Source organism: Enterobacter hormaechei subsp. hoffmannii (assembly GCF_001729745.1).
Taxonomy (GTDB): Bacteria; Pseudomonadota; Gammaproteobacteria; order Enterobacterales; family Enterobacteriaceae; genus Enterobacter; species Enterobacter intestinihominis.
In genome coordinates this window covers 3413487-3431041 of the sequence record NZ_CP017186.1, presented here as the reverse complement: position 1 = coordinate 3431041, position 17555 = coordinate 3413487, and the positions used below count along the sequence as shown (strand labels likewise).

Annotated in this window: 19 protein-coding genes; 8 read left to right on the top strand and 11 right to left on the bottom strand. The window is 51.9% G+C overall.

Annotation, left to right across the window (positions count from 1 at the left end; all coding sequences use genetic code 11):
• Positions 1-7: 7 nt before the first annotated feature.
• The 5 genes from BFV65_RS16115 to BFV65_RS16095 all read right to left on the bottom strand — a co-directional run bounded on the left by BFV65_RS16115 (position 8) and on the right by BFV65_RS16095 (position 4937).
• Entirely contained in the window at positions 8-799 is a 792-nt protein-coding gene (locus BFV65_RS16115) for an HpcH/HpaI aldolase family protein (RefSeq protein WP_023306782.1), read from the bottom strand.
• A complete protein-coding gene (locus BFV65_RS16110; protein ID WP_069596877.1) occupies positions 781-1524 on the bottom strand; it encodes an alpha/beta fold hydrolase in 744 nt (247 codons plus the stop codon). The genes BFV65_RS16115 and BFV65_RS16110 overlap by 19 nt, the downstream gene beginning before the upstream one ends.
• Positions 1525-1532: 8 nt before the next feature.
• Positions 1533-2297, bottom strand: a complete 765-nt coding sequence (locus tag BFV65_RS16105) for an SDR family NAD(P)-dependent oxidoreductase (protein WP_069596876.1) — start codon at positions 2295-2297, stop codon at positions 1533-1535.
• A gap of 3 nt (positions 2298-2300) precedes the next feature.
• The gene (gene hisD, locus BFV65_RS16100) at positions 2301-3623 is read right to left on the bottom strand and encodes a histidinol dehydrogenase (protein ID WP_022649096.1); all 1323 of its coding nucleotides are present in this window, start codon (positions 3621-3623) and stop codon (positions 2301-2303) included.
• Positions 3624-3698: 75 nt separating this feature from the next.
• Positions 3699-4937, bottom strand: a complete 1239-nt coding sequence (locus BFV65_RS16095) for an MFS transporter (RefSeq protein ID WP_022649095.1) — start codon at positions 4935-4937, stop codon at positions 3699-3701.
• A 308-nt stretch (positions 4938-5245) separates the two neighbouring features.
• On the opposite strand from BFV65_RS16095, the gene BFV65_RS16090 reads away from it, so the two are divergent.
• From BFV65_RS16090 to BFV65_RS16070, 6 genes are all read left to right on the top strand, one after another.
• On the top strand, positions 5246-6316 hold the full coding sequence (locus tag BFV65_RS16090; RefSeq protein WP_069596875.1) for a LacI family DNA-binding transcriptional regulator: 1071 nt from the start codon (positions 5246-5248) through the stop codon (positions 6314-6316).
• Positions 6313-7284 (top strand): nuclear transport factor 2 family protein, encoded by a 972-nt coding sequence (locus tag BFV65_RS16085; RefSeq protein WP_022649093.1) that lies wholly within the window; start codon positions 6313-6315, stop codon positions 7282-7284. The genes BFV65_RS16090 and BFV65_RS16085 overlap by 4 nt, the downstream gene beginning before the upstream one ends.
• 106 nt (positions 7285-7390) lie before the next feature.
• Positions 7391-7603, top strand: a complete 213-nt coding sequence (locus BFV65_RS23450; RefSeq protein ID WP_236724040.1) for a hypothetical protein — start codon at positions 7391-7393, stop codon at positions 7601-7603.
• A gap of 48 nt (positions 7604-7651) precedes the next feature.
• Positions 7652-8533, top strand: a complete 882-nt coding sequence (locus tag BFV65_RS16080; RefSeq protein WP_236724039.1) for a nuclear transport factor 2 family protein — start codon at positions 7652-7654, stop codon at positions 8531-8533.
• Positions 8534-9829, top strand: a complete 1296-nt coding sequence (gene hisD, locus BFV65_RS16075; protein ID WP_045308434.1) for a histidinol dehydrogenase — start codon at positions 8534-8536, stop codon at positions 9827-9829. It begins immediately after the preceding gene.
• Positions 9830-9883: 54 nt separating this feature from the next.
• On the top strand, positions 9884-11200 hold the full coding sequence (locus BFV65_RS16070) for an amidase (protein WP_069596874.1): 1317 nt from the start codon (positions 9884-9886) through the stop codon (positions 11198-11200).
• A 343-nt stretch (positions 11201-11543) separates the two neighbouring features.
• On the opposite strand, the gene BFV65_RS16065 is transcribed toward BFV65_RS16070, so the two are convergent.
• The 6 genes from BFV65_RS16065 to BFV65_RS16045 all read right to left on the bottom strand — a co-directional run bounded on the left by BFV65_RS16065 (position 11544) and on the right by BFV65_RS16045 (position 16523).
• On the bottom strand, positions 11544-11837 hold the full coding sequence (locus BFV65_RS16065; RefSeq protein WP_022649090.1) for a contact-dependent growth inhibition system immunity protein: 294 nt from the start codon (positions 11835-11837) through the stop codon (positions 11544-11546).
• Between the two features lie 326 nt (positions 11838-12163).
• A complete protein-coding gene (locus BFV65_RS16060; protein WP_069596873.1) occupies positions 12164-13006 on the bottom strand; it encodes a hypothetical protein in 843 nt (280 codons plus the stop codon).
• A 41-nt stretch (positions 13007-13047) separates the two neighbouring features.
• Complete coding sequence (locus tag BFV65_RS16055) at positions 13048-14223, bottom strand: site-specific integrase (protein ID WP_069596872.1); 1176 nt, start codon at positions 14221-14223, stop codon at positions 13048-13050.
• Positions 14184-14390, bottom strand: a complete 207-nt coding sequence (locus BFV65_RS23445) for an excisionase (protein WP_071892875.1) — start codon at positions 14388-14390, stop codon at positions 14184-14186. Before BFV65_RS23445 ends, BFV65_RS16055 begins: the two co-directional genes overlap by 40 nt.
• Before the next feature lie 36 nt (positions 14391-14426).
• Positions 14427-15389 carry a hypothetical protein gene (locus BFV65_RS16050; RefSeq protein WP_069596871.1) on the bottom strand — a complete coding sequence of 321 codons (963 nt, stop codon included), beginning with the start codon at positions 15387-15389 and terminating at the stop codon, positions 14427-14429.
• Positions 15390-15863: 474 nt separating this feature from the next.
• Entirely contained in the window at positions 15864-16523 is a 660-nt protein-coding gene (locus BFV65_RS16045) for a LexA family protein (protein ID WP_069596870.1), read from the bottom strand.
• An 88-nt stretch (positions 16524-16611) separates the two neighbouring features.
• Between BFV65_RS16045 and BFV65_RS16040 the strand changes: the two genes are divergently transcribed.
• Both BFV65_RS16040 and BFV65_RS16035 read left to right on the top strand, forming a co-directional pair.
• Entirely contained in the window at positions 16612-16809 is a 198-nt protein-coding gene (locus tag BFV65_RS16040; protein ID WP_069596869.1) for a helix-turn-helix domain-containing protein, read from the top strand.
• Between the two features lie 46 nt (positions 16810-16855).
• A complete protein-coding gene (locus BFV65_RS16035) occupies positions 16856-17404 on the top strand; it encodes a YmfL family putative regulatory protein (protein WP_069596868.1) in 549 nt (182 codons plus the stop codon).
• The last annotated feature ends 151 nt before the right edge of the window (positions 17405-17555 follow it).

Here is a 17555-nt window from a genome sequence, read left to right as displayed (position 1 = left end):
TCTCCTTTTAATAACCGGATGCACCGGTGGTAGGGATAGCGTTGCCGCGGGCGAGGGCAATGGCTTCACGCGAGGCGCGACCCAGTTGCATAACGTCGTTTGCAGGGGTAACAAACTGAAAACCCTGATCAATGCGCGCTGCGGCGGCCGCGCCGGAAGTGCAGAAAATTCCGGCAATCTTCTGCTGCTGGCGGCAGCAGTGAATCACCCGCTCAATAGCAGCAAGCATTTCGGGATGTTGCGATTCGGCGCTGGCGCTGCCGGTCAGCGTCAGTGAGAGATCGTTGGGGCCAATAAACACACCGTCCAGCCCTTCGGTATCAAGGATGGCGTCAAGATCAGCCAGCCCTTCGCGGGTTTCAATCATCGCCAGCGTCAGGATCTCGTTGTTAGCGTGCTGTGGATAATCAATGCCGCCGTAGAGTAGACCTCTGGCCGGACCAAAGGAGCGAACACCCAGCGGTGGATAGCGACAGGCAGCGACAAAACGGCGAGCCTGTTCCGCGCTGGAGATCATCGGGCAGATTACGCCGTAGGCTCCTGCGTCTAATACGCGCATGATTTGCGCCGGATCGTTATCTGCCACCCGCACCAGCGGCACGGCAGGCGTGGCCGATAGCGCCTGTAGCATTGACAGCGCGCTGGCAAAATCAATCATGCCGTGCTGCAAATCGACGGTGACGGCGTCGTAACCCTGATGGCCCATAATTTCCGCGCTATAACCGGACGGGATCGCCAGCCAGCCGTTTATGATGGGAGTATTTTCCAGAAATGCGGTCTTTAAACTGTTTTTGCGCACTGTATGCACTCCGTTATCCACTGACGCAGCAGCGGCGCGATCTCATCCGGGGTTTCCAGCGGAATAAAATGCCCGCCAGCCTCCACCGTATGCCTGGTCACGTTCGCGTTGCCTGCGGCCAGTAGCTGATGATGATGGGGCGTACAGATAACGTCCTGCGCGCCGTTTAGAAGTAATGTGGGGCAGGAGAGGGCGTTAAACGCAGTCCGGTTGTCCTGCCGGTGAATGGCCATTTCCGTTTGCCCGGCAAAGGTCTCAATGCCGCACTCTTGCGCCATTCGGCAAATAGTCTCTTGCAGGATCCGATCGGACAGACGTGACGGGGCGACATAGCTCTGCCACAGCGAGGAGGCCAGCCAGTCGGCCAGGCCCCGCGCCTGTGCGGTGCGTACCGCTTCCCGGCGTGAAGCGAGGGTGTCTGGCGCAACGGGCAACGGATTAACGGAAATCAGCGTCAGCCCGTTCACTCTTTCTGGCGCGTCGGCGGCCATTTGCAGCGCGACTATGGCACCGAGAGAAAACCCTGCCAGCAGAAAGCGCGGCGGCAGAACCTCTAATAACCGCCGTGACGCCTGCGGCGCGGACTCCGCACCCGTCAGCGTAATACACGACACCGCTGCGACATTCAGCCGTTCAATAACGGGCTGCCAGAGCCGGGCGTTACAAAGCGTGCCACCAAGCAGCACCAGAGGCAGATCGGTATTGTCCAGAAGCGGATATTCCATTGCATCCCTCACGTAGCCGTCCAGCCGCCGTCAACCATCAGGGCACTGCCGGTGATCAGCCCGGCGGCATCTGAGGCGAGAAACACTACCGGGCCCATAATGTCCTCCAGCCTGCCTAACCGGCGCAGCTTGATGTTGTCCAGCACGTAGTTGCGGAACGCCGGATCGGCGAGCGCCGGGCGCGTCAGGTCGGTTTCAATGAAGGTCGGGCACAGCGTATTAACGCGGATCCCCGCATCGCCCAGCTCCAGCGCCATCGTTCGGGTTAACCCTTCAAGCGCGAATTTGGAGGCACAGTACACGCTACGCTCGGGGCCACCAACGTGTCCCATTTGCGATGAGATGTGAATAATCGACCCTCCCTTACCGCCCGCCCGCATTCTGCGCGCCACGCGCTGGCTGACAAAAAAGGTGGCGCGCAGGTTAAGCGCCATCACCGCATCGAAATTGTCCTCGTTCACCTCAAGAAACGGCTGGTGGCGTGCCAGCCCGGCACTGTTCACCAGAATGTCGGGCGTGGGCAATGTCGCCAGCACACGCTCCACCTCCTGAGCGTCGGTAATATCCAGCTCCAGCGGGTGAAATGCGAGCCTGTGTTCCGCTGCCAGACTTGCGGCATGCGCCAGCGCCTCGCGGCCCCGGGCGGCGATCCATACCTCTGCGCCCGCCTGTGCGAGGGCGACGGCGGCAGCGAAGCCAATCCCTCTTGACCCGCCGGTCACCAGCGCGCGTTTGCCGTGTAGGGTGAAAGAGGGCGTTTGCAAAAGCGTCATGGCTTACACCTTTTCCCTGACCGGGGCCGGTGTGGCGTAGGGAACCTCCGTCTGGCCATAACGGCGCACGCGAATATTGGCCTGCTCGGCATGTCCGGCGAAACCCTCCAGCAACGACAGACGCGAACAATAGCTGCCGATTTCGGCAGTGGCTTCGTCGCTGAGGACTTTCTGGAAGGTGCAGGTTTTCATGAACTTGCCCACCCACAGGCCGCCGGTATAGCGTGCGGCTTTTTGCGTCGGCAGGGTGTGGTTGGTTCCGATCACCTTATCGCCGTAGGCCACGTTAGTACGCGGCCCAAGGAACAGCGCGCCGTAATTGGTCAGGTTAGCCAGGAACCAGTCGTCCCGGTCGGTCATCACCTGAACATGTTCGGAAGCGATACGATCTGCCTCCAGCAGCATCTCTTCGTAGCTGTCGCAGACGATGATTTCCCCGTAGTCCTGCCAGGACTGGCGGGCAATGTCGGCGGTAGGGAGCTTTTCCAGCAGCCGTTCCACTTCGCTGAGCGTCTCTTTGGCAAGCTGGAGCGAGTTCGTCAGCAGGATGGCAGGGGTGGTGACGCCGTGTTCGGCCTGGCCCAGCAGATCCGTGGCGCACATTTCCGCGTCAACGGTGTCATCGGCAATCACCAGCGTTTCCGTCGGACCGGCAAACAGATCGATACCTACCCGGCCGAACAGCTGGCGTTTGGCCTCCGCGACGAAGGCGTTACCGGGGCCGACCAGCATGTCGACCGGTGCCAGCGAGTCCGTGCCCAGCGCCATGGCGCCTATCGCCTGAATGCCGCCAAGGGCATAGATTTCCGTTGCGCCAGCCATTTTTTGCGCCGCGACAATCGCCGGGGCGGGCTGACCGTTAAACGGCGGGGCACAGCTGATAATTCTTGAGCACCCCGCCACGCTGGCGGTGATAATCGACATGTGCGCGGAGGCGAGCAGGGGATATTTTCCGCCAGGCACGTAACATCCCACGGCGTTAATCGGAATATTTTTATGCCCGAGAATAACGCCGGGACGCGTTTCAATTTCCAGATCCCGCAGGCATTCTTTCTGCGCGCGGGCAAAATTCGCCACCTGCTGTTGGGCGAATTCAATATCCTGAATATCCTGGCGGCTTAACTGTTTTATGCAGCGGTCGATCTCCGCGGGGGTCAGACGATAATCCTGACGGTCATAACGATCGAATTTAATGGATAATTCGCGAATGGCTTTATTTCCACGCTTTTCAATATCCGCAAGTATTTGCTCAACCGTTTCTCTTATTTGCTGGTTGGCTTGCTGGCGCTCTTCGGTAGATTTACCGGTTTTTAATTTCCAGGACACACGCTTCTCCTTACCTTTTTTAGATGTCAGTTGTCCTCCCGGCAGACCGGGAAAGGGTGTTTACTTCAGAGTGGGTTATTGATCCGGCGCGGCGGCGTACGCACCGTTTTTTAATAATTGGGCTGAGGTTTGCGTTTTACGGGCATATACCCATCGAGCGGACAGCGGCGTGGCAATAGCGGCCACAACGGAAAGGGCGGCAATCAATATATAACCGGACGACAGGTTAATATGTTGCATCATTACGCCCATCATTACCGGCCCGACAAACATCCCGCAGGAATAAATGGTCTGGAATAGTCCCATTCGCGTGGATTGTTCATCGGACGAGGTATTCACTACGCTGAGCGACATGAATGCGGCAAAGGCCATACCGAACGAAAAACCTGCCAGCGCCTGCCACAGGTAAATGACGTACATATTGCTGGTAAAGGGAATGCCGAAGGTGGAGATCACCTGTAAAACGATGCCGAGCACGGCGGTTTTTACCAGCCCAAGGCGCTGATAAAACACCGAGCTGCACAGGGCGATGGCCAGCCCGTAAAACAGAAGGTGGATGTTTCCGAGCACCGCGAGGATCCCCGCCCGGGCGCCGAGCTGTTCGGCGTAGACCGGCGTCAGCGTGTCCCGGGTGGCGAAGGGCACCAGAATGACGACGGTCGCCAGGATGCCAATCAGCCAGACGGAACGGTCGGCCAGCTGCTGGCGCGCGCCGGTAATGCAGGCTTTAAGCGTGGGGGCCTGCACCGGGTCGTGCACGTCCTGAATGCGGGTCGTCAGGATCAACGCCACCAGGGCGGAGATGCAGGAGACAAAAAAGGCGATGTTATTGGCAAAATAGTGAATCAGCACCGCGCCAATACAGTTGCCGAGAAACACGCCGATGGGCCCTGCCAGCGCCAGCAGCGCGACGGCGGCAGGGGCTTCGTTGCGACCGAAGTAACGCATGAACAGGATGTTGTACAGCACCCATGTCGCCGCCGTGACGCCGTCTGCCGCTTTCGCCAGATACAGCGTAATGGCATTGGGTTCAAGCCAGGCAATTGGCCAGGCGATAATTGGCAGCAGCAGGCCAATCTGGATGAAGATCCTGCGGCTTTTAACCACGTCGGAAATAATGCCTAACGGGAAGCGTATCAGAAGGGTTGCCAGCCCGGATGCGCCCATGATGATGCCCATGATCTGTGGCTCAATGCCCTGGTTGATCATCATGGGGGCCAGGAATGCATCAATGCTATGGATGCAGATAAAGAACAGGATGCTGATGATGAAAAAGAGCCGGGCTTCCCGACGGCGTAACAGTGCTTGAAACATGGTTTTGAACCTCTTAAGAATTAATGGGTTATAACCAGTCAGGGACGACGTTTACCGGTTCAATCCTTTGGGCGACTCCTGTTTTCTCCGGTACCTTTGACGGTATGAAAACTCTTTGCATACGTATTCAATGTTTGAAGTTACGAAAAGGTTTCATGTTTGTAAAGTGATCTCGATCTTATTGTGAGAATTTTAATTTTTTGTGTTGCATACGCATGCAAAGGTGGTGTAAGTATAAAAAACACCCACTTGCTGAGGCGTTTGAAGCACGCGCAAATGGGCAGGACGTTGATAAGGAATCAGGGGTAATGAAACGTAAGACTTTTGCAGCAGTCACATCCCAACAGGTCGCTCAACTGGCGGGGGTATCACAATCTGCGGTGTCGCGAACGTTCACGCCGGGGGCCAGCATTTCACCGGCAACGCGTGAAAAAGTGCTGAAGGCGGCGCGCGAGTTGGGCTATCGCCCGAATGCGATAGCCCGTTCGCTCAACACGGCGCGTTCGCGCATTATCGGTGTCGTCATTTCTTACTTTGATAATCCCTTTTACTCGCAGGTGCTGGAGGCGCTGGCACAAAAGCTGGATACGCTGAACTATCACCTGCTGCTGTTCGTTGGCGACCGGGAAGGTAACGTTGACCGTATTTTTGACCAGATAATGCAGTACCGGGTGGATGGCATTGTGCTGGCCTCGGTGACGCTGTCGCTGGAGTTATCTGAGGAGTGTCTTGCCGCCGGGATCCCGGTAGTGCTGTTTAACCGCAGCGAAGAGAGTGGCATGGCCTCCAGCGTCAACAGTAATAACGAAGCGGCCGCGCGGCAGATTGCCGAGTTTCTGCTGGCGGGGGAGCACAAGCGTTTTGCCTACGTGGGCGGCGTGGCGGATTCCCCGGTCAATATCGCCCGCCAGCGCGGGTTCATCTCCACGCTGGAAGAACATGGCATCACCGATGTGCGGGTGGTGCACGGGAATTACGACGCTCAGCAAACCACCCGGGCGGCTTATACCCTGTTTTCGGCGTCGCCAGCGCCGGATGCGGTCTTTGTCGCCAACGATCATATGGCCGTCACGGTAATGGATGTGGCGCGCTATGAGTTTGGTTTGCGCATTCCGGAGGAGGTCTCCATTGTCGGGTATGACGACATCGGCCCTTCCGGCTGGCCCTCTTATGCGTTGACTTCGGCGTCGCAGCCGGTCGGCGCGATGGTAGATGCCACGGTGGAACTGTTAATGAAGCAAATTGACAGCGGAACCATAGAGCCTGAACAGATTACGGTGCCCGGTACGCTGGTGATACGCCACTCGGCGCGTCGCCCACGCAGCGGCGTTATCGAAAACAATGGTTTAACGCTATTCCAGTCTAAGGAGCGCACATGACCAGATTGCGGGGCTTCAGCCCTCAATTCGACTCTATCCAGCAGTTCATTTTGACGCTGACGCATGTCGTCTGGGAGCAGAAAGATATCGGCCAGCTGGCGGATTTTTACGCCACGCCGGTGGTTTTCACTACCCCCGAAAAACAGCTGCATGAGCTTTCCCAGTTTATGCGCCTGACGCTTGAGGCGATGCACAGCTTCCCGCAGCGAGCGGTGCTGACGGAGGATATTCTGTGCAGCCAGAACCCGGGGGACGAGTACTATGCGGCTCAGCGTACCGTAGCCCGCATTCAGCATCAGGGGGAGGGATTTTTTGGCCCGCCGACCGGGAAAAATGTCTGGGTCCGCACCTGGGCCGATCGCATCTGTGTTGATGGGGCCGTACGCCAGGAGTGGCTGCTTCAGGATCGTGCTGCGATTGTGGCGCAACTGGGGCTGGATATCCGCGAATTTGCCTTTAACCTGGCGACCATGCGCCAGCAGCTTGGCGTGGAGGCGGTCTCTGCCGAGACGCTGGATGCCCGCTGGGCGGGCGGGCCCGAGGGCGACGACGTAGAAGGGGCGCTGGCAGGCGTCGTTGAGCGCTACTTAACCATGTGGGCGGGCGGTAACAGTGGCGTGGTGCCTGGTCTCTATCACCCGGCGGCGACGCTTTACGCGCCGGGTCATTGCCTCTGCACCGGTGAGCAGGAAATTGGCGCACAGCTTTCTGGCTACCGCGCTTCATTTGCCGACAGCGAAACGCAGCTCCATCATCTGATTGTGCGTAAAGATCCTAACGAGCCGATTCGGCTTTCCCTGCGCTGGTCGTTATTAACCTGGCATGACGGTTACGGCAAATTTGGTGCGCCAACCCGTAAACCCATATCAATTACCGGTATCAGCCAGCTTGAATTACGTGATGGTTTAATTTTCCGTGAATATCTGGGGATCGATGAATTAGCGATCTGGTCGCAAATAGTGAATTAACAGGGGCGGCAGCCCCCTTATTCTGGCTGCCGAAAATAATCGAGTTTAATTCACCCTCACTTACGGGTGCGGGTTCTTATTGTCTGAAAACAGAGCAGGAGTTTATATGTCTTCCACCGAAGCAACAAATAAAGCACCAGCCGTACCCGAAAAAAGCAGCGTGAAATCGCTGAAAGAGGAACCTGTATTACAGGTGGAACGTCGTGATTTTGTCGATCTGGTACCGGAAAAAAGACCGCGCGTGCAATCATTACGCGGCTTTGATGACTGCTATACCGATATTGTCGATTATATAGTTCGCTGCACCCATAAAATATGAGACGAGCGCGATGTCGGCTTAATTTATTCTCACTATACCCATAACTGCGTGCTGTATAACGCGCTGGGGACACTCTATAACCGTGAACAGGTGGTACAGGATACGCTGCAACGCTTAATTGCCTTCCCGGAACGGCGCGGAATGGCAACCCAGGTTATCTGGAACGGAAATGATGTTGACGGTTTTTATACCTCTCACCTGGTGACGGGAAGCGGGCGGCATACCCAGCACAGCCATTTAGGCAAGCCGACCAACCGCACCTTCGTTACCCGTACCGTGGCAGATTGCATGATCCACGAGAATAAAATTTACCGGGAGTGGGTAGTCAGCGACAACATGTCGTTAATGAAACAGCTTGGCCTGAATACCGATCAAATCGCATTTAATATGGCAAAGGAGCAGTTTGATAAAGGCTTCCGCGTGATGGACATCGGCGAAAACGGCCGCATACTGGGGCAATATCCGCCGGAGATGGAGTGCGATGTATCCATTGCACACACCGATACGGAAGAGCAGTGCCTGCGCTGGCTGCATGAGATCTACAATCGTCGGATGTTCGGCAAAATCAAAGAGGTTTACGCCCCTAACGTGCAGTGGCATGGCCCGCTGATGAAAGAGCTGTACGGCACCGCGGCGGTAACCCATCAGACGCTGGCGCTGGTGGGGATGATCCCTGACGGCGCGTGGCTGCCGCAGCATATCTGTTCCAACCCGTGCGATGAAGGCGGCGTCAAAGTGGCGGTTCGCTGGATCATCGAAGGGCATCACCTGGGTTACGGCGAACTGGGCAAGCCGACCGGAGAACGACTGTTCGTGATGGGCATGTCGCACTACCACATCGTCAACGGCAAAATTGTTGATGAATGGGTCGTGTATGACCACCTGGCGCTGCTGGCGCAAATCAAACTCGGCCAGATGGAGGACGCGTAAATGTTAAATCAGGTGAGCTGGATTAAGCGCCCGCAGGGGCAGGATGCGCAGGCTGATCGTTCCCTGACGGAGAAGGTCAGCGCCATTATCGAGCGCGTGAAAACCGAAGGCGATACGGCGCTAAGAGCCTTTTCGCAGCAGTTTGATAACGTCGTGCCGACGCACTTTGAGGTGAGCGAGCAGGAGATCGCCGAAGCACTGCAGGGGATGGATGCCCAGACGCGCCGCGACAGCGAGTTTGCTATTAATCAGGTGCGTCGTTTTGCGCAGGCGCAGCTGGCGACCATGCAGCCGCTGGAAGTTGAGACGCTGCCTGGCGTGCATCTCGGTCACCGGATCATCCCGGTGCAGACGGTGGGCTGCTACGTGCCGGGTGGGCGTTACCCGATCCTCTCTGCGCCGGTGATGTCAATTGTCCCTGCGACGGTGGCGGGCTGCGAACAGATCATCGCCTGTCTGCCGCCGGGAGCGCATCCGGCGATGATCGCGGTTTGCCATCTGGCGGGCGCGCACCGCATTTTCAGGGTAGGTGGCGCGCAGGCCATTGCGGCCATGGCCTGGGGAACGGAGAGCATTCCATCGGTGGACAAAATCGTTGGGCCAGGCAACGCCTTCGTTAACGAAGCGAAACGCCAGGTGTTTGGTCGAGTCGGCATTGATGCCCTCGCCGGGCCGAGCGAGATTTTCACTATCGCTGACGACAGCGCCGATCCGCGCATTCTGGCCGCCGATATGCTGGCGCAGGCAGAGCACGATATTCATACCCGCGTCGGGCTGGCGACAACCAGCCGGGATATCGCTGAGCGTACCCTGGCGGAGGTTGAGCGTCAGCTTGCCAGCCTGCCAACGGCCGCCACGGCGGGGGAGGCGTGGCGCCGGCAGGGTGAGATTGTGCTCTGTGAAGATGAAGCGCAGCTGATTGCGTTTGCTGACCATATGGCGACGGAGCATTTGCAGGTGCATACCCGCGATCCGCACGCGACGGCGGCGAAGATCCGCAACTATGGCTCGCTGTTTATTGGTCAGAACGCCAGCGTGGTGTTCTCTGATAAATGCTGCGGCACCAACCATACGTTACCGACGATGGCGGCGGCACGCTATACCGGCGGTCTGTGGGTTGGGGCGTACGTCAAAATCTGTACCCATCAGTGGATTGACGAGCAGGGTATCCCGGCAATCGCAGAACCGGCGATCCGCCAGAGCCGTACCGAGGGGATGCAGGGGCACCGACGGGCGGCGGAAATTCGTCTGCGTCCGCAGGACATTGATGCCATTACTACCGGCATGCGGGACTAAAACGTATCCCGGGCAGCCTTCTGCCCGGTTTTCATCACGAGGGAGCCTGAGACTATGAAGCGCCTGATACCGCCAGACGACTGCCCGGAGGAAATTGCCCGCCGTCTCGACGTCATTCAGCAGCACCGGGCGCTCAACGCGATCCTCGGGGTTAACCCTGACGCCATGTCTCAGGCGGAACAGCATCAGCAGCAGCGTCGACGCGGGGAGCCGATCGGCCCCCTGCACGGCGTGCCGTTGATCGTCAAAGATAATATTGCCTGCGCACCGATGCCCATTACTCTTGGCTGCCGGGCGCTGGCCTCACTTAACGCGACGTCGGATGCGCTTGTTATACAGCGGTTGCGCAGGGCAGGAGCGATTATCCTCGCCAGAGCGAATATGTCCGAGTTTGCTTTTGACGTGCGCTCGCGAAGCTCGCTGGGGGGCGATGTGGCAAACCCGCTTCGCCCGTCACTCACCGCCGGAGGTTCCAGCGGAGGATGCGCCGCGGCGGTGGCGGCGGGGATGGCGGATGGCGCATTGGGTACCGATACCGGCGGCTCTATCCGCATTCCCTGTAGCTATACCGGGCTGGTGGGGCTACGGCCTGCTTTTCGCCGTTCACAGCTGGACGGGGTAGCGCCGCTCTCGCCCAGCAAAGATACCGTTGGGCCAATGGTACATAGCGTTGAAGATGCCGCCTTGCTGCATGCGGTGATCCATGGTTTGCCACCGGTTGCGCTTCCTGTGCGTTCGCTGAAAGGCGTTCGCTTTGGTGTGGTAACCGCATTACAGGGAGAAGATGAGGTACAGCTGGAGGTCTGGCAGTCGGCGCTGCACTCGTTGCGTCGTGCCGGAGCAACGCTGGTGGAGGTATCATTACCTTTGCTGGACGACGTAAGTCAGGCGACATGCCTGAGCCTGTATGAATTTCGCGTGGCGATTGACGACTGGCTTAGCAAACAGCCTGGCGCTCCCTCCGGACTAACAAGCATTGTGGACTCCGGCGCTTTCCTGCCAGAGTTTGCGCCGTTTCTACGTCAGATGCTGGTGAGTAACACGCTGAAAACCCCGCACTGGCTGGCGGGGCGTCGCTTTCAGCGCCTGTTACGGCAGAGCCTTTGCCAGGTGGCGGAGGCGCAGCGCATCGACGGATTTGTGTATCCCACCGTACAACGATTACCAGAAAGTATGGCGAAGATGCCGCCAGGCTGCGCGCCGGAACTGGCCGCCATCAGCGGCCTGCCAGCTATAACGTTGCCGTGCGGCGTAAGTCGTATCGGTCTGCCGGTGGGGATGGAGATGTTATCGGTGCAGGAGAATGAGACGGCGCTGATGGTGCTGGCGCTGGCGTGTGAGGGGGCGCTGGACGGGAAGGGACAGATATAAAAAGCCCGCAGAGCTTGCGCCGTGCGGGCTTTCAGCACTTCATCGGGTGATTCTGGTAATCACCGATGGAGGATTTTTGGACTGGTGGAGTCTGAATAAATTCATTAATAGGCTGTTTTTTTGTTGATAATTTATAAATTCAACTTTCACGGGTATGCCAATGGCGATTTGTTGCAGTGTTTCCTGTGGTTAAGCAAACCTGTTTTTTGAATGGATCACATCAAGAAAAAGCTTTTTTGGATTTAACTGTTCACCCTTAACTTATATTTAGAAAGAAAAAGACCGGCTGTTGCCGGTCTGAGGTCGGTTAAGCCGTTACGGGTTTGTCTTCCTGTAGCTACTTCTAAGAAAGGGCAAGTCTGCGCACAGTCATCAGGAAATCGAATGGGGTTGAATCCCACAACTCAGGTGAGAAATCAAATCCATACCGGCTTTTGAATTGCTCATCCAGCCTGTCTTCGTAAAGCTCAAGGAAACAATCGACCTCTTCGGCTAACTCTTTTAACATCCAATCTGGGGCTGTTTTTTTATAGAGTTCAATAGTGCCCTCAATAGTATCCTCTCCCTCATTTATGAGGTCATGATCCTGATTGAAATAACCCTGAATCAGCTGATCAATATGATAGAAATTTTGCATAATCCATTTGTCCTATGGGGTCGGGAATGCTGTAAGGATATAGCGACAGAGCTGGTCATCCTTGTACTCGGAGTTTGGTTCAAAAGGCATTGAGTAGTTGCCTATTGCAGAACATCTATTGCCGATGAACAAGAGGCGTGGCAAGCGGCATATGGGCACTGGATGCAAAAATGTAAAACTGGGGTTACTGAAGTTAGCGCTGGCCAAAGTTTTGCCGAGTGGACGTAATGTGGACATGGGCAAAAAAAGGGGTTACGTTTTCACGTAACCCCTTGTTTTATTTGGTGGAGCTGGCGGGAGTTGAACCCGCGCCCGACTATGTGTAACTATTTGTTTTTATTGAAATCATATTCATCTATAAAATCGGTGTAGCTTTTGCGTAGCCTTTCCAGTCTAGGCATAGACCTTGAGTGTATCCGATGAAACCCGATTTTAAATGTTAATTCGGCACCATACTCGCTATTACTTTTGAATCCTGTCGTCTGTAATGTACACTTATAATTAATGGTAATATTATTTCCTGAAATATCTTGATAATTAATTATTAATTTTCCAGCATCCAATACATCGAAAAAAAGGCTGTCCGCGAAAGTATTGTTAGAATTTTTACTTTCTGCTAATGCTAAAAGAATCAATGATGGGAATAAAAGTATTGAAGGCGATTTTTCTTGGTTAACAGGCATAATGTACTCAAGTTCATTGTTCACCTTTGCAATGCTATATATATTAAATTTCCCATTCTTGATTAATTTATAATATTTAAATTTAGAATCTTTTTCTTCGGTGGAGTAGAAATATTTCCCTCTATCATTAAACATTTTTTTAATGGATGAAATCATGGGGTCATCATTTATGTGCCTAAAACCACATGATTCAATAAACTTATTATAATCAAATAACCAGCTATAATTTATATTTAATGCTGTGCCCAACCCGACATTCATTATAGAAATTGGTATGTTATAGTAGAGTTCGGGATTTTCGATACTTAATGAAAAAGAATTCTTATTAGTAAGAACAGTTTTAACTTCTTTATTATTAATAATAATTTGTGGTTTAGTTGATATGATTCTTTGTAACATCGTTTGTTTAACTGCAAAGAAAGCTGCTACTGCTGAAGCTGTCGTTGCAATGAATCCACCTATAGTTATCCAATTCTCGGATGCCATTTAAAACAATCCCCACTTAGCAAGTAAGTGAGGATTATCAGTTAAATGCTTTTTTTGTTCAATCCATTAATTGAAGTTGAATTGTCGTACTCTTTCAGATATCGGCCATAATGACGGAAGAGCATTTCCGGCCCTTTATGACCCATCTGTGTTGACAGCCAGAACAGGTTTACTCCCCGACTGATCAATCGAGTGGCGTAGGTGTGCCTTGTTTGATAAGGGTTGCGGTACCTAATTCCGGCTTTCCGTAGCGTTGGAACCCAGGCTTTTTTCCTTATTGCATCCGCGCTTGCCCATGGCTTGCAGGTCTTTGGATCCTCGAAGACACAGCCATCCTTCATGAAAGTAAAGGGCTTCTGATCGTTTAGCGCTTTCATCGCTTCCTCAGTTAATTCTACTTTGCGCGTTCCCGCCTGAGTTTTCGTACCTTTCGTCACGCCTGATACACTGGCGCTCTGCACATGCGCCGTCTTTTCAACAAAATCAATATCCCTCCAGCGGAGTGCGCATAGTTCTGAACTGCGAAGCCCCGTCTGGATCGCAAACCTGAATAAGTTCTCCCACTGCTTATTGCCTGTTGATGTCAACAGCGCGTTTACCTCAGCTGGTGACAGCGGATCCACAATATACCTACTTTCTGCATCACTTTTATTACTTTGATACCGTGATGCTGTTACCTGTGAAACTGGATTAATTTGCAAAACACCATCTGTTACAGCTTCATCAAGTGAGGAGCGAAGAAACGATAACTGGTTACGTATCGTCTTCAATGTTGTTTTCTGATTCTGTATCCATGTTTTTAATGCTGCTGGCGTTAACTCACTGGCCGGGAAAATGTGAAGTTCAGACAGTGCGCTACGGCATTTTTTATACCCGCCAATGGTGGAGGGGGAAAGATTCCTCGTTTCGCAAATCTTCAGGTACTCATCGAGATACATTTTCACTGTTTTCCCGGTCGCAGCATTACCGAAAATTTTTAACTTCACCGAACGAGGGAAATACTCAGCATAGATAAATGTTCCACGCTCGATTTTGTTGTGTATTTCGCCGAGCGTACGCTCGGCATATTTAAGGTTTTTGTTGTTCGCTTCTAGATTTGATAGGGGTTCTCTGCATTTCACCCCTTTGTATGTGAACGTTATATTGATGGTTTCACCACTGCTGTGCTTCCTGATGGTTACACCACGTGGGAGTTTAGGCGATTCTTTCGTGCCCATTTTGCAACCTCACTAAGATCTATCCATCTCTCCTTAACGCCTTCAACCTTAAGCACCTGCACCCCTTCACGCCAAACGCCGCGCTGTACACGCTTATTGATCGCATCTGGGGTTTCGCCAGTCTCTTTGCAATAAGTTGAGATGGGAACACAATCGAGGCTCAGCATATACTTCTCCATACAATCCCGACTGCACTCGGGAGATTAATTATTCTTTGAGCTATTTTTTGATAGTTCAAATTTGCCATTTTTTAGTACGATATTTGAATCCTTTACACCATTGAGTAACAATTCATATGGATGTTTTGTAGCTTGTTCCCTCATTGAATAATTTGAGTTTGTTAGTTTTAAAATTGCCACATGATTCTCAGATATATCGGTAGAAATCATATCTTTTACTATATCGATAATATCATCTTTCTTTGATAAATCCTCTTTAAGACTAAGGATTGTTAATGTTCTCGCGTTGCAAAATTTTATCATGTAAACAATAAATGCTCCAAATCCAAGATAGGCCAGTGAAATAGACACTGCTAATTTCGTTGGAATCTGACTATCAGTAATTCCGGTAGAGGTTAGAAACATTGTTTTTAGAAAAAAGAATAAAAGCCCAGTGAAATAAATGAAATTTATCATAATAAATAAGTTACTCATCAGTTGCTTAGTTCGTTGAGATGAGAAATACTCGGAGTCAAGATGTCGCATTAAGTTTTCATTATTACGTTTCTTTTGATGTAGCTTATATTGGTCATTAATTTTAGCAAATGTTTCAGAGTTTTCTAGGTATTTATCAACGAGAGTAGATACTTCTCTTTTTATTCTTTCTGATACAATACTATTAATGTTGTCGTTTTTGTCATCAAGATATGATGATATTTGTGTGTTTACTTCATGATTGATTTTTTCTTTTGCTAGTTTTATGTTTTCGTTCTGATCATCGCCGATTTTAAATATTTCTTCTCTAATTAATTCAATTATGTCACTATTTTTTGGTGTAGTCGTTTTGTCGTCACTAATCGTATTTCTTTCTGGTTCATTTATACCCTTATCAAGAAAGGTGTTTTTGAATGAAGATATTATTTTTCGCCCTAGGGGTGTTATAGCAAATGATATCATCAGCGCAAAAGGAAGAAGGGATTTTATAGTGTCAATCAATAAGTATTCCATGTGGAGAAGTTCCTGTATACGATAATTGTTGCAAGTATTATACCTCATGCAATTACAATTTGTGCTATTGAAAAACTGGTAGTTACCGGACAAACGTAAAAACGTAGGGCCACCATATCTTGGTTATAATTGTTATTAAGTTAGCCTATTTGTCTAGTTAAGGATCGGTGATAGGTAGAGGGCAAGTGGTTAGCTCGCATTCCTACTAAACTTTGCACCGACGACTGCAGGCTATACGTTTTCGTTTCTTCGCATAAAGCTATTGATGATGATAGTTACTCCAGCCCCTAAACCTTCGCGAAGATATCTGTAAGCGAATCATCCCGGTCTTCATACGCCCCGGGCGGCTACTTCGTGGGCTTCATGCCTGTTCGCTGTTTCTTATTGGTACATTATGTATCTAGTGGGTACATTGTCAAGTATAAAAAAACCTGCCGAAGCAGGTTCATTAGGAAACCATTAAGTTTTTGATCCTTATCTTCTTGGTTTTCCAGAAAATATCACGGTACCTATTATTGAGCAGTTACCATTGATTTTGACGTAAGGCTCTGGCCAGTTCGGATTTAGAGCCTTAAGAAACTTTTGACCCCCATCCTCGATTAGACGCTTGAAGGTTGTTTCTCCCGTCTCATGCATCAAAGCGATCACATCATCGCCATGAACGGCTGCAATCTCTGGATCAACAAAAATCATATCCCCAGGGCGATATTCCGAGATCATGGAATCGCCAATAACTCTGAGAATATATGTCATCGGGCCACAAGGAACAGGGCAAGGGTAAGTCTCTGTACTACTCAAATCTACCTCAGCATAGCCAACTTCGGTCCATGCTCCTGCCTGTACCCAGGATATAACCGGAACCATAGTAATATTTCTATTAGTGTCGGAAACATCAGGGTTTTTAGCAACATTAGTAGTTTGATGTTCCTTATCTAGCCATCCTTGTGGCAGATCGAAACACTTTTCGATATGGCGTGCCATTGCGTCACCAATATTTTTGGTAGCTCCTTCCCCCATAAACCTGCTCGTTTGGGTCGGTTCGCGATCAATCATGTTGGCAAAATACGAATTTCCACCAACACCATCTCGCAATTTTCTGGCGTTTGAGCGCCGTATCTCTTGGATAGTTTTCATTCTGAAATTACACAGCTTGTACCAGAAAGGTACAAGTACCTTGATGGTTCATTTTAATCGTGTAATATGTACACGGGAGGTACATATTATGAAAGAGTATTGGGACTCTTTAACCAAAGAGCAGCAGAGCAAGCTGGCAGGTAGTGTTGGATCTACCCCTGGCTACCTGCGTTTGGTGTTCAACGGGTACAAAAAAGCGGGTTTCTCCCTGGCTAAGAAGTTGGAATCAGCCACTGCTCGGGCTATCACCAAATCAGATCTTAGACCGGATATTTATCCGAAATAGTAACAGGGTAGTCCAGTTTTAATACCACAGAAATAAGGGGTTAGCCGTGGGTAATGAACCTGAGTGGAAAGTAGATAAACAGCCAGCTTGGCTGGTGGCCGCAATCAAAAAAACGATCACCGAGCTTCCTGGCGGTTATTCCGAAGCTGCTGAGTGGTTGGGTGTGACCGAGAACGCGCTGTTTAACCGGCTGCGTACCGATGGTGATCAGATCTTCCCGCTCGGTTGGGCGATGGTGCTTCAGCGTGCTGGTGGTTTAAACCACATAGCGAACGCTATTGCACGTCACTCGAACGGTGTTTTTGTGCCATTGGCTGATGTTGAAGAGATTGAGAACGGCGATATCAACCAGCGTCTCATGGAGTCAGTTGAGTGGATCGGCAGGCATTCGCAATACGTTCGTAAAGCTACCGCTGACGGCGTTATTGATGCTCAGGAACGCGCCAAGATCGAAGAGAACAGCTATCAGGTGATGGTTAAGTGGCAGGAACATTTGACGCTGCTTTTCCGTGTGTTTTGCGCGCCGGAAAAGAGTGACGCCCGCGAGTGTGCAGCTCCGGGCGTCGTGGCAGACAAATCTTGTATGGAGAAGTAATCCGCATGACCAGTTTAACGGCTTTTAACCGTTTACCGCAACTCAGGATGATCCCTGTACCGGGCGCTCCGTTGTTTCGGTATGAACGCAGAATAGCAAACCGCTGGGTGCCATGTAACCACAGTCGGGTGGTCGCAATTGTGGGAGTTTA

Coding starts and splice junctions, on each gene's coding strand:
- BFV65_RS16095 (WP_022649095.1), bottom strand. CDS start 4,937: ATGTTTCAAGCACTGTTACGCCGTCGGGAAGCCCGGCTCTTTTTCATC.
- BFV65_RS16105 (WP_069596876.1), bottom strand. CDS start 2,297: ATGACGCTTTTGCAAACGCCCTCTTTCACCCTACACGGCAAACGCGCG.
- hisD (WP_045308434.1), top strand. CDS start 8,534: ATGTTAAATCAGGTGAGCTGGATTAAGCGCCCGCAGGGGCAGGATGCG.
- BFV65_RS23450 (WP_236724040.1), top strand. CDS start 7,391: ATGTCTTCCACCGAAGCAACAAATAAAGCACCAGCCGTACCCGAAAAA.
- BFV65_RS16060 (WP_069596873.1), bottom strand. CDS start 13,006: ATGGCATCCGAGAATTGGATAACTATAGGTGGATTCATTGCAACGACA.
- BFV65_RS16085 (WP_022649093.1), top strand. CDS start 6,313: ATGACCAGATTGCGGGGCTTCAGCCCTCAATTCGACTCTATCCAGCAG.
- BFV65_RS16065 (WP_022649090.1), bottom strand. CDS start 11,837: ATGCAAAATTTCTATCATATTGATCAGCTGATTCAGGGTTATTTCAAT.
- BFV65_RS16070 (WP_069596874.1), top strand. CDS start 9,884: ATGAAGCGCCTGATACCGCCAGACGACTGCCCGGAGGAAATTGCCCGC.
- BFV65_RS16090 (WP_069596875.1), top strand. CDS start 5,246: ATGAAACGTAAGACTTTTGCAGCAGTCACATCCCAACAGGTCGCTCAA.
- BFV65_RS16040 (WP_069596869.1), top strand. CDS start 16,612: ATGAAAGAGTATTGGGACTCTTTAACCAAAGAGCAGCAGAGCAAGCTG.
- BFV65_RS16055 (WP_069596872.1), bottom strand. CDS start 14,223: ATGGGCACGAAAGAATCGCCTAAACTCCCACGTGGTGTAACCATCAGG.
- BFV65_RS23445 (WP_071892875.1), bottom strand. CDS start 14,390: ATGCTGAGCCTCGATTGTGTTCCCATCTCAACTTATTGCAAAGAGACT.
- BFV65_RS16050 (WP_069596871.1), bottom strand. CDS start 15,389: ATGGAATACTTATTGATTGACACTATAAAATCCCTTCTTCCTTTTGCG.
- BFV65_RS16110 (WP_069596877.1), bottom strand. CDS start 1,524: ATGGAATATCCGCTTCTGGACAATACCGATCTGCCTCTGGTGCTGCTT.
- BFV65_RS16045 (WP_069596870.1), bottom strand. CDS start 16,523: ATGAAAACTATCCAAGAGATACGGCGCTCAAACGCCAGAAAATTGCGA.